Raw genomic sequence first — 25,887 nt, 5'->3', positions numbered from 1 at the left:
TCCAGACTGTTCTGAATGCGACGATAATTAAGGTGCTTTAATGGTTATTTTTTTTAATGACAGCCCCCGCGTCTTGATCACCTCTGCATACCATCCGAAGCTTTTCTTGCGTGTTCTTGTGAGGCTTCCTTCGCCATTATCATCACGATCCACATAAATAAAGCCGTAGCGCTTAGACATTTGTGAATGAGATGCACTGACTAAATCAATTGGCCCCCAACTGGTGTACCCCATAATATCCACACCATCGGCAATCGCTTCATTTACCTGTACCAGGTGATCGTTTAAATAGGCAATTCGATAATCGTCCTGTATCGAACCATCCGCTTCAACGCTGTCTTTTGCGCCTAATCCGTTCTCGACAATAAATAACGGTTTTTGATAACGATCCCAAAGCGTATTTAACAGAACCCGTAATCCAACCGGATCAATTTGCCACCCCCACTCTGAACTTTTCAGATGCGGATTGGGGATCATATTCAGTATGTTGCCCTGCGCATTTTTATTAATGCTTTCGTCGTGGGAAACACAACCAGTCATGTAATAACTAAAAGAGATGAAATCGACGGTATGTTTTAAATCTTCTGCGTCACTTTCAGTCATCTCAATGGTGATATTGTGGTCGCGGAAGAAACGCTGCATATAGCCGGGATACTGGCCACGCGCCTGAACATCACCAAAGAACATCCAGCGCCGGTTCTCTTCCATGGCCTGCAACATATCCTGTGGCTGGCAGGTGAGGGGGTAAACCAGCCCACCGAGAAGCATATTGCCGATTTTCGCTTCGGGGAGCAGGCTATGACAGGCTTTAACTGCCCGCGCACTGGCAACCAGTTGATGGTGGATAGCCTGATAAACTTCCGCCTCGCCACTCTCTTCTGCCAGCCCCACGCCCGTGAATGGCGCGTGTAACGACATGTTGATTTCATTAAACGTCAGCCATAACGCCACTTTATGTTGGTAGCGAGTAAAGACCGTGCGGGCGTAATGCTCGAAGTGATCGATGACCGCTCGATTAGCCCAACCGCCGTAGTTTTTCACCAGCCCATATGGCATTTCGTAATGGGATAACGTTACCAGCGGCTTGATCCCCGCCTGCGCCATTTCATCAAACAGCCGATCGTAAAACGCTAACCCCGCTTCATTCGGTTCGACTTCGTCGCCCTGAGGGAAAATTCGCGCCCAGGCAATGGAAATACGCAGACAGGTGAAGCCCATCTCGGCAAATAACGCGATATCTTCCGGGTAACGGTGATAAAAATCGATGGCGACATCTTTGATATTCTCTTTCCCCAGGATGCGCGGTTCCATTTTTCCCATTACGCCATGAGGCTGTAAATCTGAGGTCGAGATCCCTTTGCCATCTTCCTGCCAGGCACCTTCCACCTGATTGGCAGCTGTTGCGCCACCCCAAAGAAATGTTTCTGGAAATGCTTTCATAATTAACTCCTTTTATCGTTAGCGAATGATGGATAACAGCGGTTCACCTGCGCTTATCTGCGCCGTGCCGTGGGGTAATACGTCCGTAAAATCATCGCTATTACTGATTAATACCGGCGTCGTCAGATCAAATCCGGCCTCGCGAATAGCAGGGATATCAAAAGAAATCAGCCGATCGCCTGTATTGACCTTGTCACCCACGTTGACGTGAGCGGAAAAGAATTTGCCGTCCAGTTTTACGGTGTCGATACCGACATGAATCAGGATCTCCACACCATCATCTGACTCAATGCCAATGGCGTGTAATGTGGCGAACAACGAAGCAATTCGACCCGCAACCGGAGAACGCACTTCACCAACCGAGGGCAGAATGGCAATACCTTTACCCAACAGGCCACTGGCAAACGTGGTATCAGCGACGTGAATGAGCGGCACAATCTCTCCCGTCATCGGTGAACAGATACCGCCCTGCTCAGGTGGTGTAATAACCTCTGGTGTTTTCTCTTGCGGGGCACCCTGCGCTGGCTGACGTTTAGCGGTGATGAAATGAAGCATCACCGTACCGACAAATGCGCAACCGATGGCAATGACACCGCCAATAACGCTGGCCCAGACGGTGAAATCAATTCCCGTTGACGGGATGGTTTGCATGAAGGTGAAAATACTTGGCAAACCAAAGGAGTAGACTTTCGTTTGCGCGTAGCCAATAATGGTGGCCCCCAAAGCCCCACTGATACAGGCGATAACAAAGGGGTACTTACGCGGCAGGTTGACGCCATATACCGCTGGTTCGGTGATACCAAACAGACTCGTCAACGCCGCTGATCCCGCCACCACTTTTTTCTGCGCATCGCGTTCGCAGAGGAAGACGCCGAGCGCCGCCCCGACCTGCGCCATAATGGCGGGCATTAACAGCGGGATCATGGTGTCGTAGCCCAGCACGGTGAAGTTATTGATACACAGCGGCACCAGGCCCCAGTGCAGTCCGAACATGACGAAGATTTGCCAGAAGCCGCCCATTACCGCGCCCGCAAATGCAGGAACCGCCTGATAAAGCCAGAGATAACCGGCGGCAATCAGTTCGCTTATCCAGGTTGATAGCGGCCCCACCAGCAGAAAGGTGACGGGTGTGATAACCATCAGACATAGCAATGGTGTGAAGAAATTTTTGATTGCCGACGGTAACCACGCATTAAGTCGGCGTTCCAGAATGCTGCACAACCAGGCAGAAAAAATAATGGGAATAACCGATGACGAGTAATTCAACAATGTGACCGGAATACCCAGGAAATCCAGCCCCAGCGCATCCGCTTTTTGCCCGTTCTCGAAAGCAGTCAGAATTAATGGATGCACTAACGCTCCACCAATCACCATGGCAGTAAATGGATTACCGCCGAAGCGTTTCCCCGCGGTGTATCCCAGGATTATCGGGAAGAACCAAAACAAGGCATCACTGGCGCTGAATAAAATTAAATAAGTACCACTTTGTTCGGTCGTCCACTGAAAAGTGAGCGCCAGAGCCAGCATACCTTTCAAGATCCCGGTTGCCGCCATCAAACCGATCAGAGGCGTAAAAATACCTGAAATAACATAAACAAAGCGGTTTAGCAGATTACCTTTATCATCATTTTCCGGTGCCTGTTGCGCTTTTTCGTCAAGGCCTGCCACACTGTTAACCGCCAGGAAGACATCGGCCACATGGTTACCTATGACCACCTGAAACTGGCCACCGCTTTCCACCACCATAATAATACCGGGGGTCTTTTTCAGTACCTCTGCTTGCGCTTTGCTTTCATCCTTTAATTTAAAACGTAATCGCGTTGCGCAATGCATCAGACTCACAATGTTATCTGCGCCCCCGACTCCTGCGACTATTTTTCTGGCTAACTCCGTCATAACTTGCCCTCTACCGCTTTGCGGCAAAACTCCAAAAAAAAACCTGAAAAAAACGGCCTGACGTGAATCAAGCAATTTTTTTCAGGTTTTGCCCGCTTAGTGCGGTAACAATCCTTTACTCAGTAATAATATTTCAGTGTTCTTTGCGCACGCGCTCTATATTTATGGCTAAAAACATAATCTCTGCGGGTGAAATTTTACGTTGATACTGCAAACCAATAAAAATGGCGATCCGTTCCGCACATTGCCATGCTTGCGGGTAATTTTGTTTTACTGCTTGTTGTAATGATTCATCACTATCGTTAATTGAAGCATGTTCAAGAATACGCCAGGATAAAAACTTCAGATGTGTAACCAGTCGCTGATAACTCAAGCTTTCTTCCTGGTAATTAAGGCTGAACTGAAATTTTATTAATTGCAGCATTTCGCGCATTAACTGCGTGACACCTGCAACATCCTCCATATTTCCGCTCATTTGGGCACTGACCAGATGCATGGCAATAAAGCCCACTTCATCTTTCGGTAACTGCACGCCCAACCGTTTATCAATAATGGTTAACGCTTCTTCCCCTAGCTGGAACTCTTTCGGGTAAAGCCGCTGGATATCCCACAGCAACGGGTTGGGCAGCAACACGTTTTGCTGAAAGCGTTTAATCGCAAACTGGCAATGGTCAGTTAGCGAGATATAAATACTGTCCTGTAATTTTCCCAAGCGCTCCTGCGCTAAAGAGATAATACGATCACAGGTTGCCATCACCTCAAGAGGAATATGACTTAAGAGTTCGCTTAATCGCCCGTTCAGTTCATGACTGCTCAAGGCATACTCTTTTTCTATTCCACTTGAGTTAATTCTTTCGCCAGCGCGTTTTTGAAAGCCAATTCCGCGCCCCATGACGACTTTTTCCCGCTGTTGATCATCAATAACCACCACAACATTATTGTTGAGAATTTTGGTGATTTGCATGTTCATAGCAAGGACCTTTTTTATAAACAAAAAAACCCGACTTCACCAGTATTCTCTGGTTATGTCAGGTTTTGCCTGCGAATGCAGTAACAATCCAGTCATTTATTAATGGTTTTTATAACGAACATCCAGGTTCGGAAATTAATTTAATTGCGTGCAGAGAAAATAGCAATGCGCTATTGATAAAAATATGACCATGCTCGCAGTTATTAACTTTGTGTAATTTTAGGAATTTATAAAGTTATATATAACAAATCCCAATAATTAAGTTATTGGGATTTGTCTGGTGAATTATTTGTCGCTATCTTTCCCCGCCAGCAGTTTATCCAGCTCATCGCCACCGACGTGACGGAAATCCTGCCCCTTCACGTAGTAGAAGATAAACTCACAAATATTCTGGCAGCGGTCGCCAATACGTTCGATAGAACGCGCGCAGAACAGCGCAGTAAGTACGCTCGGAATGGTACGCGAATCTTCCATCATGTAGGTCATCAGTTGACGAACAATACCTTCGTATTCCTGATCGACTTTTTTATCTTCACGATAAATACGTACCGCTTCGTCAATGTCCATCCGCGCGAACGCGTCCAGCACGTCGTGCAGCATCTGGATGGTATGACGGCCCAGCGACTCCAGACTTACCAGCAACGGCTGATGCTGCTGGGAGAATTTCTCCAGCGCAGTACGGCAGATTTTGTCCGCCACGTCGCCAATACGCTCCAGCTCGGCAATGGTTTTACTGATCACCATAACCAGTCGCAGGTCGCTCGCCGTCGGCTGACGTTTGGCGATAATGCGCACGCAGGCTTCATCGATCGCCACTTCCATCATGTTGACGTTCTTGTCGCCTTCGATGACGCGCTTCGCCAGATCGCTGTCCTGGTTATGCATCGCGGTGATTGCATCAGAAAGCTGCTGCTCCACCATGCCGCCCATGGTCATCACCTGCGTGCGGATACTTTCCAGTTCGGCGTTGAACTGGCCGGAAATATGTTTATTAAGATTGAGACTGTCCATAACGCACTCCTGAATCAACCGTAACGACCGGTGATGTAGTCTTCTGTTTGTTTCTTCGCTGGCTTGGTGAACAGATCGTCCGTGTTGCTGAACTCAATCAATTCGCCCAGGTACATAAACGCCGTGTGGTCGGAACAACGCGCAGCCTGCTGCATGTTGTGGGTGACGATCACCACGGTGTAATCCTGCTTCAGTTCGGTGATCAGCTCTTCAATACGCCCGGTAGAGATAGGGTCGAGCGCCGAACACGGTTCGTCGAGCAGCAGCACTTCCGGGCGAATGGCGATACCACGCGCAATACACAGACGCTGTTGCTGACCACCAGAGAGAGAGTAACCGCTCTGGTGCAATTTATCTTTGGTTTCGTTCCACAATGCGGCTTTGGTCAATGCCCACTGCACGCGCTCGTCCATGTCGGCACGGGAGAGCTTCTCAAACAGACGAACGCCAAAAGCGATGTTGTCGTAGATGGACATCGGAAACGGCGTCGGTTTCTGGAACACCATGCCCACTTTCGCACGCAGCAGTGCGATATCCTGAGAGTTGGTCAGGATGTTGTCGCCATCAAGCAGAATTTCACCTTCCGCACGCTGCTCCGGGTACAGTTCAAACATTTTGTTGAAGGTACGCAGCAGCGTCGATTTACCGCAGCCGGACGGCCCGATAAACGCCGTTACCTGGTTTTTAGCGATATCCAGGTTGATGTTTTTCAGGGCATGGAATTTGCCGTAGTAGAAGTTCAAATTACGAACCTGAATTTTACTCGGGGCAGTTTCAACCATACTCATTGCAATCTTTTCCTCATCGTGCCTGATGCACTTCGCTAATCAGGCTTACCGTAGGCCGGATCAGGCGTTCACGCCGCATCCGGCAAAGTGTTAACCGTGTACAGAGTCAAAAAGGCGCTCGGTCGGTCCCCTCGCCCCTCTGGGGAGAGGGTTAGGGTGAGGGGAAAACCGTGTCAGCAATATCAACCGTGTTTATTCTTCGCAAAAACAACGCGCGCCAGAATGTTCAGCAGCAGTACGCACAGGGTAATGATCAATACCCCGGCCCAGGCCAATTGCTGCCATTCCGCAAACGGGCTCATCGCAAACTTAAAGATCGTCACCGGCAGGTTGGCGATCGGCTGCATCATGTCCGTGCTCCAGAACTGGTTGGAGAGCGCGGTAAACAGCAGCGGCGCGGTTTCACCAGCAATACGGGCAATCGCCAGCAGGATACCGGTCATAATCCCGGACACCGACGCTTTCAGCGTAATCGCAGAGATCATCTTCCACTTCGGTGTACCCAGCGCATAAGCCGCTTCACGCAGGCTGTACGGCACCAGTTTCAGCATGTTCTCGGTGGTGCGGATAACAATCGGCACCTGCAACAACGCCAGGGCAATCACGCCCGCCCAGCCGGAGAAGTGCTCCATCTGCGCCACCACAATGGTGTAAACAAACAGACCAACCACAATCGACGGCGCAGAGAGCAGAATGTCGTTAATGAAGCGAATCACTTCTGCCAGCCAGGATTTACGACCATATTCCGCCAGATAAATCCCCGCCATAATGCCCAGCGGCGTACCGAATACCGTGGCCCACAAAATTAACAGCCCGCTACCCGCCAGAGCGTTCGCCAGACCACCACCTTCCGTATTGGGCGGCGGCGTCATTTCAGTGAACAGCGCCAGCGACATACCGTCGATACCGCGAGTGATGGTGGACATTAAAATCCAGATCAGCCAGAACAGGCCGAAGGCCATCGTCGCCATCGAGAGCGTCAGCGCAATACGGTTTTTGAGGCGGCGACGCGCCTGCATTTTGCGGCGAGATTCAGCCAGCGCCGCAGTGGTTTGCATTTCAACCATAGCCATTAGCGTGCCCCCTCATTCTTAGCCAGGCGCATAATCATAAACTTCGATGCGGCGAGGACGATGAAGGTAATCACAAACAGGATCAGGCCCAGTTCCATCAGTGCGGCAACGTGCAGACCGGATTCCGCTTCCGCAAATTCGTTCGCCAGCGCAGAGGTGATACTGTTGCCCGGCATATACAGCGAGGCGCTGTCGAGCTGGTAGGTGTTACCGATGATAAAGGTCACCGCCATGGTTTCACCGAGCGCGCGGCCCAGCCCCAGCATGATGCCGCCGATAACACCATTTTTGGTGAACGGAAGAACGATACGCCAGATAACTTCCCAGGTGGTGCAGCCAATACCGTAGGCCGACTCTTTCATCATCACCGGGGTTTGTTCGAACACATCACGCATTACCGCCGCAATGTACGGAATAATCATGATGGCGAGGATCACGCCTGCCGCGAGGATACCGATACCAAATGCGGGGCCAGAGAACAGCGCGCCAACAATCGGGATATTCGACATGATATTGCCGACCGGCTCCTGAAAGTAAACGGCGAACAGCGGCGCAAAGATAAACAGGCCCCACATGCCGTAAACGATACTTGGAATGGCTGCCAGCAGCTCAATGGCGATACCCAGCGGGCGTTTCAGCCAGCCAGGCGCAAGCTCAGTCAGGAACAGGGCGATACCGAAACTCACCGGGACGGCGATCAGCAGCGCGATAAACGAAGTCACCAACGTACCGTAGATCGGCACCAGCGCCCCGTAGATATCGTTCGGTGCATCCCACTCTTTGGTCCATAGGAAAGCCAGACCAAATTTCTGAATGCTCGGCCAGGAGGAGATGATCAGAGAGACAATAATGCCACCCAACATCAATAGCACAATCAGCGCCGCCAGTTTTACCAGCACGCTGAAAATTATGTCGCCCTTTTTACCCGGTGGGTTAAAAGCAGGCTTGGTTGCAGCCATAAGTTACTCTTCAGTTAAACGCGTTTACAAAGTCATTTTGTAATGCCGGATGCGGCGTAAAACACCGTACCCGGCCTGGAGTTTTATTAGTACAGCGGCTTACCGCTACTGTCTTTAATATTGGTCTTCCACGCAGCGCGAACCTGTTCAACTACACTATCCGGCAGGCTGGCGTAATCCAGGTCGTTCGCCTGTTTAGCCCCGGTTTTGTACGCCCAGTCGAAGAATTTCAGCACTTCTGTGCCTTGTTCTGGTTTCTTCTGATCTTTGTGGATCAGAATGAACGTGGTAGAGGTAATAGGCCATGCATCTTCGCCTTTCTGGTTGGTCAGATCCTGAGCGAAGGTTTTGCTCCAGTCTGCACCTTTTGCTGCATTAGCGAAGTTTTCTTCGGTCGGACTAACCGGTTTACCATCAGCGGAGATCAGTTTGGTGTACGCCAGGTTGTTCTGCTTCGCGTAAGCATATTCAACATAACCAATTGCACCCGGCAGACGCTGAACGAACGCGGCGATACCGTCGTTACCTTTACCGCCCAGACCGATCGGCCATTTTACGGTAGAGCCAGTACCAACGTTGTTTTTCCACTCTTCGTTCACTTTCGCCAGGTAGCTGGTGAAGACGAAGGAAGTCCCGGAGCCATCTGCGCGGCGTACTACAGCAATGTTTTGTGAAGGCAGTTTCAGACCCGGATTCAGTTTGGCGATGGCTTCATCATCCCACTTCTTGATTTTGCCCAGGTAGATGTCGCCGAGGGTTTTACCATCCAGCACCAGTTCGCCAGACTTCAGCCCTGGAATGTTAACCGCCAGCACCACGCCGCCAATCACGGTCGGGAACTGGAACAGACCTTCCTGAGCCAGTTTTTCGTCAGACAGCGGCGCGTCAGAGGCACCAAAATCAACGGTATTAGCGATAATCTGTTTTACGCCACCGGAAGAACCGATACCCTGGTAGTTAACTTTATTACCGGTTTCTTTCTGGTAAGTGTCAGCCCATTTGGCATACACCGGCGCAGGGAAGGTTGCACCTGCACCTGTCAGGCTTGCTTCTGCAAACACAGAGAAAGCACTCATCGATAAGGTCGCGGCGACAACAGTTGCGACGGTGGTACGCATAACTTTCATAATGTCTCCTGGGAGGATTCATAAAGCATTGTTTGTTGGCTACGAGAAGCAAAATAGGACAAACAGGTGACAGTTATATGTAAGGAATATGACAGTTTTATGACAGAGAGATAAAGTCTTCAGTCTGATTTAAATAAGCGTTGATATTCAGTCAATTACAAACATTAATAACGAAGAGATGACAGAAAAATTTTCATTCTGTGACAGAGAAAAAGTAGCCGAAGATGACGGTTTGTCACATGGAGTTGGCAGGATGTTTGATTAAAAACATAACAGGAAGAAAAATGCCCCGCTTACGCAGGGCATCCATTTATTACTCAACCGTAACCGATTTTGCCAGGTTACGCGGCTGGTCAACGTCGGTGCCTTTGATCAGCGCGACATGGTAAGCCAGCAGCTGCAGCGGAACGGTGTAGAAGATCGGTGCAATCACCTCTTCCACATGCGGCATCTCGATGATGTGCATGTTATCGCTACTTACAAAACCCGCATCCTGATCGGCGAAGACATACAACTGACCGCCACGCGCGCGAACTTCTTCAATGTTGGATTTCAGTTTTTCCAGCAATTCGTTGTTCGGTGCAACAACAATAACCGGCATATCGGCATCAATTAGCGCCAGCGGACCGTGTTTCAGTTCGCCAGCAGCGTAGGCTTCAGCGTGAATGTAAGAGATCTCTTTCAACTTCAATGCGCCTTCCAGCGCGATTGGGTACTGATCGCCACGGCCCAGGAACAGCGCGTGATGTTTGTCAGAGAAATCTTCTGCCAGCGCTTCAATGCGTTTGTCCTGAGACAGCATCTGCTCAATACGGCTCGGCAGCGCCTGCAGACCATGCACGATGTCATGTTCAATGGAGGCATCCAGACCTTTCAGGCGAGACAGCTTCGCCACCAGCATCAACAGCACAGTTAACTGAGTGGTGAATGCTTTAGTGGATGCCACGCCGATTTCTGTACCCGCGTTGGTCATTAGCGCCAGATCGGATTCGCGCACCAGAGAAGAACCCGGAACGTTACAGATTGCCAGTGAACCAAGGTAACCCAGCTCTTTCGACAGACGCAGGCCAGCCAGGGTATCCGCGGTTTCGCCAGACTGTGACAAGGTGATCATCAGGCTGTTACGACGCACGGCAGATTTGCGATAGCGGAATTCAGAGGCGATTTCGACGTCGCACGGAATACCTGCTAGCGATTCAAACCAGTAGCGGGAAACCATACCGGAGTTATAAGAAGTACCACAGGCGAGGATCTGAATATGCTCAACCTTCGACAGCAGTTCGTCGGCGTTCGGTCCCAGCTCGCTTAAATCAACCTGACCGTGGCTGATGCGTCCGGTAAGGGTGTTTTTGATCGCGTTCGGCTGTTCGTAGATCTCTTTCTGCATGTAGTGACGGTAAATGCCTTTATCGCCCGCGTCATATTGCAGATTGGATTCGATATCCTGACGTTTTACTTCCGCGCCAGTTTTATCGAAGATGTTTACCGAACGGCGAGTGATTTCCGCAATATCGCCCTCTTCAAGGAAGATAAAGCGACGGGTCACCGGCAACAGCGCCAGCTGGTCAGAAGCGATAAAGTTTTCGCCCATCCCCAGGCCAATCACCAGCGGACTACCAGAACGTGCCGCCAGCAGGGTATCCGGGTGACGGGAGTCCATGATCACTGTACCGTACGCACCACGCAGCTGCGGGATAGCACGCAGAACGGCCTCACGCAGAGTCCCGCCTTGTTTCAGCTCCCAGTTCACCAGATGGGCAATCACTTCGGTGTCGGTTTCAGAAACGAAGGTATAGCCACGCGCTTTTAGCTCTTCACGCAGCGGTTCATGGTTTTCGATGATGCCGTTATGCACCACCACAATGTGTTCAGAAACATGCGGATGCGCATTCACTTCTGAAGGTTCACCGTGGGTCGCCCAGCGAGTGTGAGCAATACCAGTGCCGCCATGCAGAGGATGTTCTTCCGCTGCCTGTGCCAGCATCTGGACTTTACCGAGGCGACGCAGGCGGGTCATATGACCTTCTGCATCAACAACGGCCAGACCGGCAGAGTCATATCCGCGGTATTCCAGACGACGTAAACCTTCAAGAAGGATTTCTGCTACATCACGTTGCGCGATCGCGCCAACAATTCCACACATAGTTTTTGATTCCGATTTATATCGTTGTCGGTCAACCTGTATGCCCGTTTTTTCGGGCGCCCCGAGCCTTGTAGAGAGTGGGGTTATTTTTATAGTTACTGCTTGTGGGAGGGAGATTATGTTATCTCCTCATCCCATGTGACCGGGTTAGCCGGCCAGAATCACTTTTTCTTTACCGGACGACGCCAGCCTTCTTTCTGAGTCTGCGGCACACGGCTGATAGCTAATGCATTTTCGCCGACATTACGCGTCACAGTTGTACCCGCAGCAATGGTCGCGCCTTTGCCTACTGTTACCGGGGCCACCAGCTGAGTGTCGGAACCAACAAACACATCGTCGCCGATAATGGTCTTAAATTTATTCGCACCATCGTAGTTGCAGGTAATGGTTCCCGCGCCGATGTTAACGTTATCGCCAATTTCCGCATCGCCCAGGTAAGTCAGATGACCAGCTTTCGAGCCTTTACCCAGACGCGCTTTTTTCATCTCAACGAAGTTACCGACGTGAGCACCTTCCAGCAACTCAGCACCAGGACGCAAACGGGCAAACGGGCCAATGGTACAGGCCGCTGCCAGATTCGCATCTTCCACAACGGTATACGGACTGATTTCGCAATCATCGCCAATCACGCTGTTTTTAATCACGCAACCGGTGCCAATTTTCACGCGATGACCGAGAGTCACGTTGCCCTCGATGATAACGTTAGTATCAATTTCAACATCGCGCCCGTGAGTTAGCGTACCACGCAGATCAAAACGCGCTGGATCGCGCAGCATAACGCCTGCTAACAGCAGTTTTTCAGCCTGTTCGGACTGATAAACACGCTCCAGACGGGAGAGTTGCAGGCGGTTATTCACGCCTTCTACTTCGCTTAAACGTTGCGGATGAACGGCGACGATTTCACGCCCTTCCTGATACGCCAGCGCAATAATGTCGGTGATGTAGTATTCGCCCTGAGCATTATTGTTGGTCAGCTTCGCCAGCCAGCGTTTCATATCTGCGCCGTTGGCAATCAGAATGCCGGTGTTGATCTCCTGAATCTGACGCTGCTCGTCGGTGGCATCTTTGTGCTCAACAATGCCGGTAACTTTGCCGTTTTCACGGGTGATACGTCCATAACCGGTCGGATCATCCAGTTTCACCGTCAGCAGACCAATGCCACCCTGCGGTTTAGCATCACGCAGACGCTGGAGTGTTTCGACAGAGATCAGCGGCACGTCGCCGTAGAGCATTAAAATGTCTTCATCATCGGCAAAGAAAGGTGCGGCCTGCTGCATTGCATGACCCGTACCCAGCTGCTCTGCCTGAAGCACCCAGTTAAGGTTGTCGTCTTTCAGCGCCTGTTTTAGCAGATCGCCGCCGTGACCGTACACCAGGTGAACGTGCGCTGCGCCTAATTCATTCGCAGCATCAATGACATGCTGAACCATCGCTTTCCCGGCAAGGGTATGCAGCACTTTCGGAAGATCGGAATACATGCGCGTGCCTTTGCCTGCGGCAAGGATCACTACGCTCATAGCATTATTCAACATACGCGTCCTGACTGTAATTTGAGAACGAATTTAAACCGCTTCACCTTGAAAAAACTACATTTTTTTCATCGTGAAATGGACAGAGGATAAATTGTTCAATAACGGATTATCCCCGCTGACGAAAGCGCCATTTTCGACCATCGTCACGCCTTTTGTCTGCAGAAAATTAAGGCAGTACCTTAATTTAAGCGTCAGGTGGATGTTTTTGCTCTTATTTCGATCAATGAATAAACAGGAAAACAGGGGGGTTTTATATCAGCAGGATCTATGTGAACGCTATTCAGGACGGGTCACACGCGCAAAAAAAAGCCAGCCTGTTTCCAGACTGGCTTTTGTGCTTTTCAAGCCGGTGTTACATCGCTTTTTTGGTCAACTCGATAACGCGCAGCTGCGCGATCGCTTTGGCCAGTTCCGCAGACGCCTGAGCGTAATCTACGTCGCCGTGAGAGCTGCTAATGTGCTCTTCAGCCTTACGTTTCGCTTCCATGGCTCGCGCTTCGTCGAGATCCTGGCCGCGAATTGCGGTGTCGGCCAGAACGGTCACGTTGCCAGGCTGCACTTCAAGAATGCCGCCAGACAGATAGATAAACTCTTCGTGACCGTGCTGTTTCACGATGCGAATCATACCAGGCTTAATGGCGGTGAGCAGCGGTGCGTGGCCAGGGTAGATCCCCAGTTCACCTTCGCTACCCGTTACCTGGATTTTCTCGACCAGACCAGAGAACATTTGTTGCTCTGCGCTGACGACGTCCAGGTGGTAAGTCATTGCCATATCACCCTCCGATTAAGGCGTTAAAGTTTTTTGGCTTTTTCCACAGCTTCTTCGATGGAACCGACCATGTAGAACGCCTGCTCCGGCAGGTGATCGTATTCGCCTTCCATGATGCCTTTAAAGCCACGGATGGTGTCTTTCAGGGAGACGTATTTACCCGGAGAACCGGTGAATACTTCTGCCACGAAGAACGGCTGGGACAGGAAGCGCTGGATCTTACGAGCACGCGCTACCACCAGTTTGTCTTCTTCAGACAGTTCATCCATACCCAGGATGGCGATGATGTCTTTCAGTTCCTGATAACGTTGCAGGATGGACTGAACGCCACGCGCGGTGTCGTAGTGTTCCTGACCAACCACCAGCGGGTCCAGCTGACGGCTGGTGGAGTCCAGCGGGTCAACGGCCGGGTAGATACCCAGAGACGCGATCTGACGGCTCAGTACCACGGTTGCGTCAAGGTGCGCAAAGGTGGTTGCCGGAGACGGGTCAGTCAAGTCATCCGCAGGTACGTATACTGCCTGTACGGAGGTGATAGAACCAGTTTTGGTGGAGGTGATACGTTCCTGCAGAACGCCCATCTCTTCCGCCAGGGTCGGCTGATAACCTACCGCTGAAGGCATACGGCCCAGCAGTGCGGATACTTCCGTACCGGCCAGGGTGTAACGATAGATGTTGTCAACGAACAGCAGAACGTCACGACCTTCGTCACGGAATTTCTCAGCCATGGTCAGACCGGTCAGAGCAACGCGCAGACGGTTTCCCGGCGGCTCGTTCATCTGGCCATACACCAGGGATACTTTGTCGATAACGTTGGAGTCGGTCATTTCGTGGTAGAAGTCGTTACCCTCACGAGTACGTTCACCTACGCCCGCAAACACAGAGTAACCGGAGTGCTCGATCGCGATGTTACGAATGAGCTCCATCATGTTTACGGTTTTACCTACACCCGCACCACCGAACAGACCAACTTTACCGCCCTTAGCGAACGGACACATCAGGTCGATAACTTTGATACCGGTTTCCAGCAGTTCCTGAGAGTTTGACAGCTCTTCGTAGGAAGGTGCTGCGCGGTGAATCGCCCAACGCTCTTCTTCACCGATCTCGCCTTTCATGTCGACCGGTTCACCCAGTACGTTCATGATACGGCCCAGAGTCGCTTTACCTACCGGGACTTCAATCGGGTGTTCGAGGTCTTTTACATCCAGACCGCGACGCAGACCGTCGGAGGAACCCATTGCGATGGTACGTACGATACCGCCGCCGAGCTGCTGCTGAACTTCCAGCACCAGACGCTCATTACCATTTTGCACCTCAAGAGCATCGTACACGCGCGGTACGGCATCCTGAGGGAATTCGACGTCAACTACGGCGCCGATTACCTGGACAATCTTTCCAGTAGCCATCTTAAATCCTCTACGAAATAACCTGTTTAAACCGCGGCGGCCCCCGAGACGATCTCGGTGAGTTCCTGAGTAATGCTGGCCTGACGAGCTTTGTTGTATACCAACTGCAGCTCTTTAATCAGGCTGCCGCCATTGTCGGTCGCGGCTTTCATCGCCACCATACGGGCGGCCTGCTCGCTGGCCAGGTTTTCAACCACGCCCTGATAAACCTGAGATTCGACATAACGACGCAGCAGGGTATCCAGCAACGCCTTCGGATCGGGTTCGTACAGGTAATCCCAGGATTTATGTTTCAGATCATCATCATCTGATGCCGGTAACGGCAGCAGCTGGCTGATGGTCGGAACCTGAGACATGGTGTTAATAAATTTGTTGCTGACAATGTAAAGCTTGTCCAGACGGCCTTCGTCGTAGGCCTGCAACATCACTTTTACCGGACCGATCAGTTCGGACAGGGAAGGGTTATCCCCCATGCCGGTGACCTGGGCAACAACATTGCCGCCCACGGAGTTGAAGAACGACACGCCTTTCGAGCCGATCATTGCGAGGTCGCATTGAACGCCTTTGTCGGTCCAGGTCTTCATTTCCGCCAGCAGTTTTTTGAACAGGTTAATGTTCAAACCACCGCACAAACCACGGTCGGTCGACACCACCAGGTAGCCCACGCGTTTAACGTCGCGGTCTTCCAGGTAAGGGTGCTTATATTCCAGATTACCGTGTGCAAGGTGACCAATCACTTTGCGCATGGTTTCTGCATAAGGACGGCTGGCCGCCATGCGATCCTGCGATTTACGCATTTTGGAAGCGGCGACCATCTCCATCGCTTTAGTGATCTTTTGCGTGTTCTGGACGCTTGCGATCTTACTACGTATCTCTTTTGCGCCGGCCATGAGCTTCTCCTCAATGCCTTGCGGCCTGCCCTAAGGCAAGCCGCCAGACGTTACCAGGATTGGGTTGCTTTGAAGGAATCGAGGATGCCTTTCAGCTTGCCTTCGATTTCGTCGTTGTAGCCACCGGTCTGGTTGATCTCTTGCATCAACGGAGCGTGATCACGGTCGACGTAAGCCAGCAGAGCGGCTTCGAAGCTGCCAATTTTCGACAGTTCAACATCCGCCAGGTAACCACGTTCTGCTGCGAACAGAACCAGAGACTGCTGCGCAACGGACATCGGCGCATACTGTTTCTGTTTCAGCAGTTCGGTCACTTTCTGACCGTGGTCAAGCTGCTTACGTGTTGCATCGTCAAGGTCGGATGCAAACTGAGAGAACGCTGCCAGTTCACGATACTGTGCCAGAGCGGTACGGATACCACCGGACAGTTTTTTCATGATCTTGGTCTGTGCTGCACCACCAACACGGGATACGGAAATACCCGGGTTAACCGCAGGACGAATACCGGCGTTGAACAGGTTGGTTTCCAGGAAGATCTGACCATCGGTAATGGAGATTACGTTGGTCGGAACGAACGCAGAAACGTCACCCGCCTGAGTTTCGATAATCGGCAGTGCGGTCAGAGAACCGGTTTTCCCTTTCACTTCACCTTTGGTGAAGGCTTCAACGTATTCGGCGTTAACACGTGCAGCACGCTCCAGCAGACGAGAGTGGAGGTAGAAAACGTCGCCCGGGAATGCTTCACGTCCTGGCGGACGACGGAGCAGCAGGGAGATCTGACGGTAAGCAACAGCCTGTTTAGACAGGTCATCGTAAATGATCAGCGCATCTTCACCGCGGTCACGGAAGTATTCGCCCATTGCGCAACCGGCATACGGTGCCAGGTATTGCAGTGCAGCGGATTCAGACGCGGTTGCTACCACAACGATGGTGTTAGCCAGTGCGCCGTGCTCTTCCAGTTTACGTACCACGTTAGAAATGGTGGACGCTTTCTGGCCGATAGCGACATAGATACATTTGATACCGGAATCGCGCTGGTTGATGATGGCATCGATAGCCAGTGCGGTTTTACCTGTCTGACGGTCACCGATGATCAATTCACGCTGACCACGACCGATTGGGATCATGGAGTCAACGGCTTTATAACCGGTCTGTACCGGCTGATCTACGGACTGACGTTCGATAACGCCCGGAGCGATTGCTTCTACAGCAGAGAAGCCGTCGTGATCCAGCGGACCTTTACCGTCGATTGGTGCACCCAGAGTGTTAACCACACGGCCCAGCAGGCCACGGCCAACCGGAACTTCCAGGATACGGCCAGTACACTTAACTTTCATGCCTTCGGCAAGGTCAGCGTACGGACCCATAACAACCGCACCTACAGAGTCGCGCTCGAGGTTCAGTGCGATAGCGTAACGGTTACCCGGCAGGGAGATCATTTCACCCTGCATACAATCGGCCAGGCCGTGAATGCGGATAACACCGTCACTTACAGAAACAATAGTACCTTCGTTGTGAGCTTCACTCACAACATTGAACTGAGCAATGCGCTGCTTGATCAGTTCGCTGATTTCGGTGGAATTCAGTTGCATGCTCCAGTCCCCTTAAGACTGCAAGACGTCTGCAAGGCGCTCAAGACGACCGCGTACGCTGCCATCAATGACCATATCACCCGCTCGGATGATAACGCCTGCCATTACAGACTTATCGATTTTGCAATTCAGCTTAACTTTGCGTGACAGACGTTTTTCCATCGCAGCAGAAATTTTCGCGAGCTGTTGTTCACTCAGTGCGGCAGCGGAAATGACGTCTACCTCAGCGGTAGCCTCACTCACGGCACGCAGGTGAATAAACTGCTCCAGAACATCCGGGAGCGCGTTAAGACGACCATTTTCAGCCATAACCCGAATCAGGTTCTGACCGTTTTCGTCCAGTTGCTCACCACAAACTGCGATAAACGACTCGGCGAGCGTTTCTGGCGCAAGCGCGCCAGAGAGAAGCTCTGCCATTTGTTCGTTTTTGGTTACCTCGGCGGCAAACGCCAGCATGTCCTGCCAGCGTTCTACACTTTGGTGTTCGACGGCAAAGTCAAAAGCTGCTTTGGCGTAGGGGCGAGCTACCGTAATAAATTCAGACATCAGCCCCTCCCTCCTTACAGTTCAGCGACAAGTTTATCCACGATGTCGCTGTTAGCAGCTTCATCCACGGAACGTTCGATGATCTTCTCGGCGCCAGCAACAGCCAGGATAGCAACTTGCTTACGCAGCTCTTCACGGGCACGTTTACGCTCGGCTTCAATTTCCGCCTGCGCCTGGGCCACGATTTTAGTACGTTCCTGTTCTGCCTCAGCTTTCGCTTCGTCCAGAATCTGCGAGCGGCGTTTGTTCGCCTGCTCGATGATTACCTGGGCTTCCGCTTTCGCTTTTTTCAGCTGGTCGGTCGCGCTGGCCTTTGCAAGGTCAAGGTCCTTATGTGCTCGTTCTGCGGAAGCAAGGCCGTCAGCAATTTCTTTTTGACGTTTTTCGATGGCTGCCATTAATGGCGGCCATACGTACTTCATGCAGAACAGAACGAACAGGACAAACGCGATGGCCTGGCCGAGGATTGTTGCGTTAAGATTCACAGCACAATGCCTCTATTTAGTTAACGTTCTGATATTGCTCTTTAAATAAAAGCAACGCTTACTACGCGACAGCGAACATCACGTACAGACCCAGACCTACAGCGATCATCGGGATAGCATCCACCAGACCCATAACGATAAAGAACTGAGTACGCAGCAGAGGAATCAGATCAGGTTGACGCGCTGCGCCTTCCAGGAATTTACCCCCGAGGATGCCGATACCGATCGCAGCACCGATTGCCGCCAGACCCATCATCACAGCGGCAGCCATGTACAGCAGATCCATATTCAGGTTTTCCATGACAGTCTCCAGTTTGTTTCAGTTAAAACGTAGTAGTGTTGGTAAATTAATGTTCTTCAGACGCCATCGACAGATAGACGATCGTCAGAACCATGAAGATGAAGGCTTGCAGCGTAATGATCAGGATGTGGAAAATGGCCCACGGCACATTCAGGATCCACTGTGACCACCACGGCAACAGACCAGCAATCAGAATGAAAATCAGCTCACCGGCATACATGTTACCGAACAGTCGCAAACCGAGTGAAACTGGTTTGGACAGCAGGCTTACCCCTTCAAGGATTAAGTTGACAGGAATGAACGCCCAGTGATTGAACGGCTGCAGCGTCAACTCTTTCGTGAAGCCGCCGATGCCTTTCATTTTGATGCTGTAGAACAGAATCAGGATAAATACGCCCAGTGCCATAGACAGCGTTACGTTCACGTCCGCAGACGGAACCACACGCAGTGCAGGCAGACCCAGTACATGTTCAGCAATGTACGGCAGCAGGTCGATAGGCAGTAAATCCATCAGGTTCATCAGGAATACCCAGACGAAGATCGTCAGGGCCAGCGGAGCAATCAGCTTGCTTTTGCCATGGTACATGTCTTTCACGCTACCATTAACAAAGCCGATCACCAGCTCAATCGCGGTCTGAAACTTACCTGGCACACCGCTGGTCGCCTTTTTGGCTACGCTACGGAATAAAACCAGGAACAACAGACCCAGCACCACCGAGAAGAACATGGAGTCAATATTGATTGTCCAGAAGGTGGCTGGGGGGTTTTGTGGATCCACCAGCGAGAATGTACGCAGGTCCAGCTGAAGGTTATTCAGGTGGTGTCCTATGTAATCCTGCGGCGTCATATTTTCTGAAGCCATGATGCCTTTTACCCTTTGTTGTTAATTACAGCCGGTGCCAGTATCTGAACCACCAGCACCAAAACCCACGTAACGATCAGCGGCAAGAATACCGCCTTTAAAACCGCCAACGCCACCACCAGTAACACCAACATCGCCAGAACTTTGAAAGCTTCGCCAAATGCGAATGTCCAGGCCACCCGGCCTTTCGCTGGTGTATGCGCCTGGTGACGCCAGGCAAATATCATAAACAAAACGTTAGGCAGAAAGACTGCCAGGCCCCCGCTTATTGCAGAGACGCCCCAGAAGGGGTCTTTGAGGCTGAACAGCAATCCACTTGCTATCACCACCAGTAACTGAACGAGCAGAAGCTTCCGAGCAACGTTTCGACTCACGAGCGACACAGACATCACGTTTTTCACTCCTGCTCCCTTCGAGGTATGCCGCGTGTCGTATAAAACTTTCTTTAAGGCTTAGAGTCAAGCATCAAAAAGCGGTCAAATTATACGGTGCGCCCCCGTGATTTCAAACAATAAGTAGCCAAAAGGTGAATAAATGTTTAAATATTTTTCCAGTGCATACAATTGCGACTTTTCTGCTAACCCTGTTCGATCATGAAAAACTGTAAATAACGCGTAAACACTGGTGATAAAGCGTGCTTCAGATCACATATTGCGCATGTTCGCGCACAGCATATTTATTTACTTGGCAAATGATGCCTTTGCAAGTTTATGATATTTCAGTCTAAAAACAGATACTGTTTTAATAAATGACATTTACACAACAAAAACCACCCATTGACATTTTTAATAATGTTTTAACAGCCAATGATGGTTCTTAGCGCCGATTTTTAGCAGACTGATATTTTCACTAATGACTTATTTTCTGCTTACCAAAAAAAGCCACGTTATTTTGTTGATGCAAAAGAGTGAACGTGGCGTTAAATGTAACCAGTTATATCAGTAGAAAACCTGGTTGTTGTTAACAGTCTAACCGGTCAATTTTTTATGATTTTTTTGATAAAAATTAAATTTTATTTGCTTTAATCACCACCAGATGACGTTCGCCATCCAGGGCTGGAACCTGAAGTTTAACCACTGATTCGACCTGATATTCTTCGGGCAACAAAGCGATTTCATCTTCCGGCATTTGCCCTTTCAGCGCGTAGAAACGGCCTTGCTCACCAGGAAGATGGTGGCACCAGCTCACCATATCGTTCAGAGAGGCAAAAGCGCGGCTAATTACGCCATCAAATGGCGGCTCTGAAGGAAACTCTTCTACCCTGCTCTGTACTGGTTCAATATTCTCCAGTTTAAGCTCATGTTGCACCTGACGAAGGAAACGCACGCGTTTACCAAGGCTATCCAACAGAGTGAAATGGGCTTCAGGACGCACGATAGAGAGTGGAATGCCTGGCAGTCCTGGTCCGGTGCCGACATCGATAAACCGTTCACCTTGCAGATACGGTGCCACCACAATGCTATCGAGAATATGGCGTACCAGCATCTCATTAGGATCGCGGACCGAAGTCAGGTTGTACGCTTTGTTCCATTTATGCAGCATATTCACGTAGGCAATAAGCTGGTTTTTCTGGTGATCGGTAAGCGAAATACCTGCGTCTTTCAGCAGTAAGGAGAGTTTGTTGAGCACGGTGATTACCTGTTCTTGATGCGTTGCCTGGTAAGCGGGTGCTTACCAGGCATTTTTAATGCGTTATGCGCTACGACGCAGCATACCCTGTTTTTTCAGCCACACCAGCAGAATGGAGATGGCCGCAGGCGTGACGCCAGAAATACGCGAAGCTTGGCCGATAGAGGCTGGTTTGTGATCGTTAAGTTTGGCGATCACTTCGTTAGAAAGACCGGATACCTGGCGGTAATCCAGTGTCGCGGGTAGCAGGGTGTTCTCGTTACGCAGCTGCTTTTCGATCTCATCTTGCTGGCGCGCGATATAACCTTCGTATTTAACCTGAATCTCAACCTGTTCCGCCGCCTGTTCGTCTGTCAACGCAGGGGCAAACGGCGTCAGCGTGGTTAATTTTTCATAAGTCATTTCCGGACGACGCAGCAGATCTTCACCACTGGCTTCACGGGAAAGCGGCGCAGTCAGGTGAGCATTCACTTCGGCTGCAGCTTCCGCCGACGGGGTTACCCAGGTCGATTTCAGACGCTGACGCTCACGCTCGATATTCTCAAGTTTCTCGTTAAAGCGCGCCCAACGTTCGTCATCCACCAGGCCCAGTTCACGACCGATTTCAGTCAAACGCAGATCCGCATTATCTTCGCGTAGCATCAGACGATATTCTGCGCGCGAAGTAAACATACGATACGGTTCTTTGGTTCCTAAAGTGCACAGGTCATCAACTAGTACGCCGAGATACGCCTGAGAACGTGCCGGAGCCCAACCTTCTTTGTCAGCAGACAGACGGGCAGCGTTAAGACCGGCCAGCAAACCTTGCGCAGCGGCTTCTTCGTAACCGGTAGTGCCGTTAATCTGACCAGCAAAGAACAGCCCCTGGATAAACTTGCTCTCCAGCGTCGGTTTCAGGTCGCGAGGATCGAAGAAGTCATACTCAATGGCATAACCCGGACGCACGATCTTCGCGTTTTCCATCCCCTGCATAGAGCGGACGATTTGCATCTGCACATCGAACGGCAGGCTGGTGGAGATACCGTTCGGATAAATTTCATTAGAGGTCAGTCCTTCCGGTTCAAGGAAGATCTGATGCTGATTTCTGTCGGCGAAGCGCATGACTTTGTCTTCGATCGACGGGCAGTAGCGTGGGCCGACACCTTCGATCACCCCTGCGTACATTGGGCTACGATCGAGGTTACTGCGGATCACATCATGGGTTTTCTCGTTGGTATGAGTGATATAACACGGCACCTGCTGGGGATGCTGGGACGCATTGCCCATAAACGAGAATACCGGCATTGGGTTATCGCCATGCTGTTGCGCCAGTACGCTAAAGTCGATGGTTCGAGCATCAATACGCGGTGGTGTCCCGGTTTTCAGACGACCAACGCGCAGCGGCAGTTCACGCAAACGGCGAGAAAGCGGAATGGACGGCGGATCACCAGCACGGCCACCGCTGTAATTATCCAGACCGATATGAATTTTACCGTCGAGGAACGTCCCAACGGTGAGCACGACGGCTTTGGCACGGAACTTCAGTCCCATTTGGGTAACAGCACCGACCACGCGATCGTTTTCGACAATAAGATCTTCAACCGCCTGCTGGAAGATCATCAGGTTCGGTTGGTTCTCCAGCGCCGTACGTACCGCCTGACGGTAGAGCACACGATCCGCCTGAGCTCGGGTAGCGCGAACCGCCGGTCCTTTGCTTGCGTTTAGTATCCTAAACTGGATACCCGCCTGATCGATCGCTTTCGCCATCAGACCGCCGAGTGCATCCACTTCTTTTACCAGATGTCCCTTCCCAATACCGCCGATCGCCGGGTTGCAGCTCATCTGCCCCAGAGTGTCGATATTGTGTGTCAAAAGCAGAGTCTGTTGACCCATACGCGCCGCGGCCATCGCGGCCTCGGTGCCTGCATGACCCCCGCCAATGATGATGACGTCAAAAGGATCCGGATAAAACATGGTGATTGCCTCGCATAACGCGGTATGAAAATGGATTGAAGCCCGGGCCGTGGATTCTACTCAACTTTGTCGGCTTGAGAAAGACCTGGGATCCTGGGTATTAAAAAGAAGATCTATTTATTTAGAGATCTGTTCTATTGTGATCTCTTATTAGGATCGCACTGCCCTGTGGATAACAAGGATCCGGCTTTTAAGATCAACAACCTGGAAAGGATCATTAACTGTGAATGATCGGTGATCCTGGACCGTATAAGCTGGGATCAGAATGAGGGGTTATACACAACTCAAAAACTGAACAACAGTTGTTCTTTGGATAACTACCGGTTGATCCAAGCTTCCTGACAGAGTTATCCACAGTAGATCGCACGATCTGTATACTTATTTGAGTAAATTAACCCACGATCCCAGCCATTCTTCTGCCGGATCTTCCGGAATGTCGTGATCAAGAATGTTGATCTTCAGTGTTTCGCCTGTCTGTTTTGCACCGGAATTTTTGAGTTCTGCCTCGAGTTTATCGATAGCCCCACAAAAGGTGTCATATTCACGACTGCCAATACCGATTGCGCCAAAGCGGACTGCAGAAAGATCGGGCTTCTGTTCCTGCAATGCTTCATAGAAAGGAGAAAGGTTGTCCGGAATATCTCCGGCACCGTGGGTGGAGCTGATAACCAGCCAGATCCCTGAGGCAGGTAAATCTTCTAACAGCGGACCGTGCAGCGTTTCGGTGGTAAAACCCGCCTCTTCCAGCTTTTCAGCCAGGTGTTCTGCTACATATTCGGCACCGCCGAGGGTGCTGCCGCTGATAAGAGTGATATCTGCCATAAACCGCCACCTTTATTAAGAGTGGCGTATTGTACGCTGTGAACGCGTTGGGATCTACCTGTGGAAAAGTATGGGATTAAAAAAGCCGATCAGGGCTTGATGGTACGCATGATCGGGTTTTGCAGGACGATCAATGTCTCGGTGGACTGAATTTCATCAATTGTTTGGATCTTGTTGATAAGTACATGCTGGAGAGCGTCGATCGAACGGCACATCACTTTTATAAAGATGCTGTAGTGGCCGGTTGTGTAATAGGCTTCAGTGACTTCATCAAGGCTTTCCAGCTTTGCCAGCGCGGAAGGGTAGTCTTTGGCGCTCTTTAATATAATGCCGATAAAGCAGCCTACGTCATAACCGAGCTGCTTCGGGCTGACATCAATACGCGCCCCGGTAATGATCCCCGCCTGCTTCATTTTCTCTACTCGAACGTGAATCGTCCCCGGACTGACGCCAAATTGTTTCGCCAGTTCGGCGTAAGCGGTGCGCGCATTGCCCATTAATGCTTCCAGGATGCCACGGTCCAGATTGTCGATCAGATAATTTTCCATAGGATTTTCTTATGCGGATTGATGATTCATTCTATTTTAGCCTTCTTTTTTAATGAATCAAAAGTGAGTTAGGCTTTTTATTGAATGATTATTGCATGTGTGTCGGTTTTTGTTGCTTAATCATAAGCAACAGGACGCAGGAGTATAAAAAATGAAAACCGCTTACATTGCCAAACAACGTCAAATTAGCTTCGTGAAATCTCACTTTTCTCGTCAACTGGAAGAACGTCTGGGGCTGATCGAAGTCCAGGCGCCGATTCTTAGCCGTGTGGGGGATGGCACGCAGGATAACTTGTCGGGCTGTGAAAAAGCGGTGCAGGTAAAAGTGAAAGCTCTGCCTGATGCCCAGTTCGAAGTGGTTCATTCACTGGCGAAGTGGAAACGTCAGACCTTAGGGCAACACGACTTCAGCGCGGGCGAAGGGCTGTACACGCACATGAAAGCCCTTCGCCCCGATGAAGACCGTCTTTCTCCGTTGCACTCGGTCTATGTTGACCAGTGGGACTGGGAACGCGTAATGGGCGACGGTGAGCGTCAATTCTCGACTCTGAAAAGCACGGTAGAGGCGATCTGGGCGGGAATTAAAGCAACCGAAGCTGCGGTTAGCGAAGAGTTTGGCCTGGCACCGTTCCTGCCGGATCAGATCCACTTCGTACACAGCCAGGAGTTACTGTCTCGTTATCCGGATCTTGATGCCAAAGGGCGTGAGCGGGCGATAGCGAAAGATCTTGGCGCGGTATTCCTTGTCGGGATTGGCGGCAAGCTGAGCGATGGTCATCGCCACGACGTGCGCGCACCGGATTATGATGACTGGAGCACCCCGTCAGAGCTGGGCCATGCGGGTCTGAACGGCGATATTCTGGTGTGGAACCCGGTACTGGAAGATGCGTTTGAGCTTTCCTCCATGGGGATCCGTGTAGATGCCGACACGCTGAAGCATCAACTGGCGCTGACCGGTGACGAAGATCGCCTGGAGCTGGAGTGGCATCAGGCGCTGCTGCGCGGTGAAATGCCGCAGACCATCGGCGGCGGTATCGGCCAGTCTCGTTTGACTATGCTGCTGCTGCAACTGCCGCATATCGGCCAGGTTCAGTGTGGAGTATGGCCAGCTGCTGTTCGCGAGAGCGTCCCTTCTCTGCTGTAAT

At 51.0% G+C, this 25,887-nt stretch carries 24 protein-coding genes; 1 reads left to right on the top strand and 23 read right to left on the bottom strand.

All coding sequences use genetic code 11. The annotated features are described in order from the left end of the window. Positions 1–27: 27 nt before the first annotated feature. The 23 genes from bglB to asnC all read right to left on the bottom strand — a co-directional run bounded on the left by bglB (position 28) and on the right by asnC (position 24,742). Entirely contained in the window at positions 28–1,440 is a 1,413-nt protein-coding gene (gene bglB / locus KXD89_RS22150) for a 6-phospho-beta-glucosidase BglB (RefSeq protein WP_000643228.1), read from the bottom strand. A gap of 18 nt (positions 1,441–1,458) precedes the next feature. Continuing rightward, positions 1,459–3,336 (bottom strand): PTS beta-glucoside transporter subunit IIABC, encoded by a 1,878-nt coding sequence (gene bglF, locus KXD89_RS22145; RefSeq protein ID WP_000137296.1) that lies wholly within the window; start codon positions 3,334–3,336, stop codon positions 1,459–1,461. Positions 3,337–3,469: 133 nt separating this feature from the next. Next, positions 3,470–4,306, bottom strand: coding sequence for a transcriptional antiterminator BglG (gene bglG / locus KXD89_RS22140; protein WP_001295251.1), 837 nt, complete (start codon positions 4,304–4,306; stop codon positions 3,470–3,472). 285 nt (positions 4,307–4,591) lie between these two features. Continuing rightward, positions 4,592–5,317: a phosphate signaling complex protein PhoU gene (phoU, locus tag KXD89_RS22135; protein WP_000377786.1), complete on the bottom strand. Its 726-nt coding sequence runs from the start codon at positions 5,315–5,317 to the stop codon at positions 4,592–4,594. Positions 5,318–5,331: 14 nt separating this feature from the next. Next, positions 5,332–6,105: a phosphate ABC transporter ATP-binding protein PstB gene (gene pstB, locus KXD89_RS22130; protein WP_000063125.1), complete on the bottom strand. Its 774-nt coding sequence runs from the start codon at positions 6,103–6,105 to the stop codon at positions 5,332–5,334. Between the two features lie 182 nt (positions 6,106–6,287). Next, positions 6,288–7,178, bottom strand: coding sequence for a phosphate ABC transporter permease PstA (pstA, locus tag KXD89_RS22125; protein WP_001251998.1), 891 nt, complete (start codon positions 7,176–7,178; stop codon positions 6,288–6,290). Beyond that, complete coding sequence (pstC, locus tag KXD89_RS22120) at positions 7,178–8,137, bottom strand: phosphate ABC transporter permease PstC (RefSeq protein WP_000741620.1); 960 nt, start codon at positions 8,135–8,137, stop codon at positions 7,178–7,180. The genes pstA and pstC overlap by 1 nt, the downstream gene beginning before the upstream one ends. Before the next feature lie 86 nt (positions 8,138–8,223). After that, positions 8,224–9,264: a phosphate ABC transporter substrate-binding protein PstS gene (gene pstS / locus KXD89_RS22115; RefSeq protein ID WP_000867146.1), complete on the bottom strand. Its 1,041-nt coding sequence runs from the start codon at positions 9,262–9,264 to the stop codon at positions 8,224–8,226. A gap of 313 nt (positions 9,265–9,577) precedes the next feature. Next, positions 9,578–11,407: a glutamine--fructose-6-phosphate transaminase (isomerizing) gene (glmS, locus tag KXD89_RS22110; protein WP_000334099.1), complete on the bottom strand. Its 1,830-nt coding sequence runs from the start codon at positions 11,405–11,407 to the stop codon at positions 9,578–9,580. 161 nt (positions 11,408–11,568) lie between these two features. Next, complete coding sequence (gene glmU / locus KXD89_RS22105; protein WP_000933736.1) at positions 11,569–12,939, bottom strand: bifunctional UDP-N-acetylglucosamine diphosphorylase/glucosamine-1-phosphate N-acetyltransferase GlmU; 1,371 nt, start codon at positions 12,937–12,939, stop codon at positions 11,569–11,571. A gap of 352 nt (positions 12,940–13,291) precedes the next feature. Beyond that, positions 13,292–13,711, bottom strand: coding sequence for a F0F1 ATP synthase subunit epsilon (locus KXD89_RS22100; protein ID WP_001251965.1), 420 nt, complete (start codon positions 13,709–13,711; stop codon positions 13,292–13,294). Positions 13,712–13,731: 20 nt separating this feature from the next. Beyond that, positions 13,732–15,114 carry a F0F1 ATP synthase subunit beta gene (atpD, locus tag KXD89_RS22095; RefSeq protein WP_000190506.1) on the bottom strand — a complete coding sequence of 461 codons (1,383 nt, stop codon included), beginning with the start codon at positions 15,112–15,114 and terminating at the stop codon, positions 13,732–13,734. 26 nt (positions 15,115–15,140) lie between these two features. Continuing rightward, on the bottom strand, positions 15,141–16,004 hold the full coding sequence (gene atpG, locus KXD89_RS22090; protein WP_000896498.1) for a F0F1 ATP synthase subunit gamma: 864 nt from the start codon (positions 16,002–16,004) through the stop codon (positions 15,141–15,143). Between the two features lie 50 nt (positions 16,005–16,054). After that, positions 16,055–17,596: a F0F1 ATP synthase subunit alpha gene (gene atpA / locus KXD89_RS22085; protein ID WP_001176745.1), complete on the bottom strand. Its 1,542-nt coding sequence runs from the start codon at positions 17,594–17,596 to the stop codon at positions 16,055–16,057. A 12-nt stretch (positions 17,597–17,608) separates the two neighbouring features. After that, entirely contained in the window at positions 17,609–18,142 is a 534-nt protein-coding gene (atpH, locus tag KXD89_RS22080) for a F0F1 ATP synthase subunit delta (RefSeq protein ID WP_001288587.1), read from the bottom strand. Between the two features lie 14 nt (positions 18,143–18,156). Beyond that, positions 18,157–18,627 (bottom strand): F0F1 ATP synthase subunit B, encoded by a 471-nt coding sequence (atpF, locus tag KXD89_RS22075; protein ID WP_001052219.1) that lies wholly within the window; start codon positions 18,625–18,627, stop codon positions 18,157–18,159. A gap of 61 nt (positions 18,628–18,688) precedes the next feature. Continuing rightward, the gene (gene atpE / locus KXD89_RS22070) at positions 18,689–18,928 is read right to left on the bottom strand and encodes a F0F1 ATP synthase subunit C (RefSeq protein WP_000429386.1); all 240 of its coding nucleotides are present in this window, start codon (positions 18,926–18,928) and stop codon (positions 18,689–18,691) included. Positions 18,929–18,974: 46 nt separating this feature from the next. Then, positions 18,975–19,790 carry a F0F1 ATP synthase subunit A gene (gene atpB, locus KXD89_RS22065; protein WP_000135625.1) on the bottom strand — a complete coding sequence of 272 codons (816 nt, stop codon included), beginning with the start codon at positions 19,788–19,790 and terminating at the stop codon, positions 18,975–18,977. A gap of 8 nt (positions 19,791–19,798) precedes the next feature. Further along, on the bottom strand, positions 19,799–20,179 hold the full coding sequence (gene atpI, locus KXD89_RS22060) for a F0F1 ATP synthase subunit I (protein WP_000116695.1): 381 nt from the start codon (positions 20,177–20,179) through the stop codon (positions 19,799–19,801). A 616-nt stretch (positions 20,180–20,795) separates the two neighbouring features. Next, a complete protein-coding gene (rsmG, locus tag KXD89_RS22055) occupies positions 20,796–21,419 on the bottom strand; it encodes a 16S rRNA (guanine(527)-N(7))-methyltransferase RsmG (RefSeq protein WP_000932839.1) in 624 nt (207 codons plus the stop codon). A gap of 63 nt (positions 21,420–21,482) precedes the next feature. Continuing rightward, positions 21,483–23,372 carry a tRNA uridine-5-carboxymethylaminomethyl(34) synthesis enzyme MnmG gene (gene mnmG, locus KXD89_RS22050; protein WP_000499788.1) on the bottom strand — a complete coding sequence of 630 codons (1,890 nt, stop codon included), beginning with the start codon at positions 23,370–23,372 and terminating at the stop codon, positions 21,483–21,485. Positions 23,373–23,750: 378 nt separating this feature from the next. Beyond that, complete coding sequence (gene mioC, locus KXD89_RS22045; RefSeq protein WP_000763724.1) at positions 23,751–24,194, bottom strand: FMN-binding protein MioC; 444 nt, start codon at positions 24,192–24,194, stop codon at positions 23,751–23,753. Between the two features lie 89 nt (positions 24,195–24,283). Next, positions 24,284–24,742 carry a transcriptional regulator AsnC gene (gene asnC / locus KXD89_RS22040; RefSeq protein WP_000432970.1) on the bottom strand — a complete coding sequence of 153 codons (459 nt, stop codon included), beginning with the start codon at positions 24,740–24,742 and terminating at the stop codon, positions 24,284–24,286. 151 nt (positions 24,743–24,893) lie between these two features. Between asnC and asnA the strand changes: the two genes are divergently transcribed. Continuing rightward, on the top strand, positions 24,894–25,886 hold the full coding sequence (gene asnA / locus KXD89_RS22035; protein WP_000845104.1) for an aspartate--ammonia ligase: 993 nt from the start codon (positions 24,894–24,896) through the stop codon (positions 25,884–25,886). Position 25,887 lies beyond the last annotated feature (1 nt).

The organism is Escherichia sp. TC-EC600-tetX4, assembly GCF_019356055.1.
Taxonomy (GTDB): domain Bacteria; phylum Pseudomonadota; class Gammaproteobacteria; order Enterobacterales; family Enterobacteriaceae.
The sequence above is the reverse complement of the archived record's forward strand: the minus strand, read 5'-3'. Positions and strand labels throughout refer to the sequence as shown.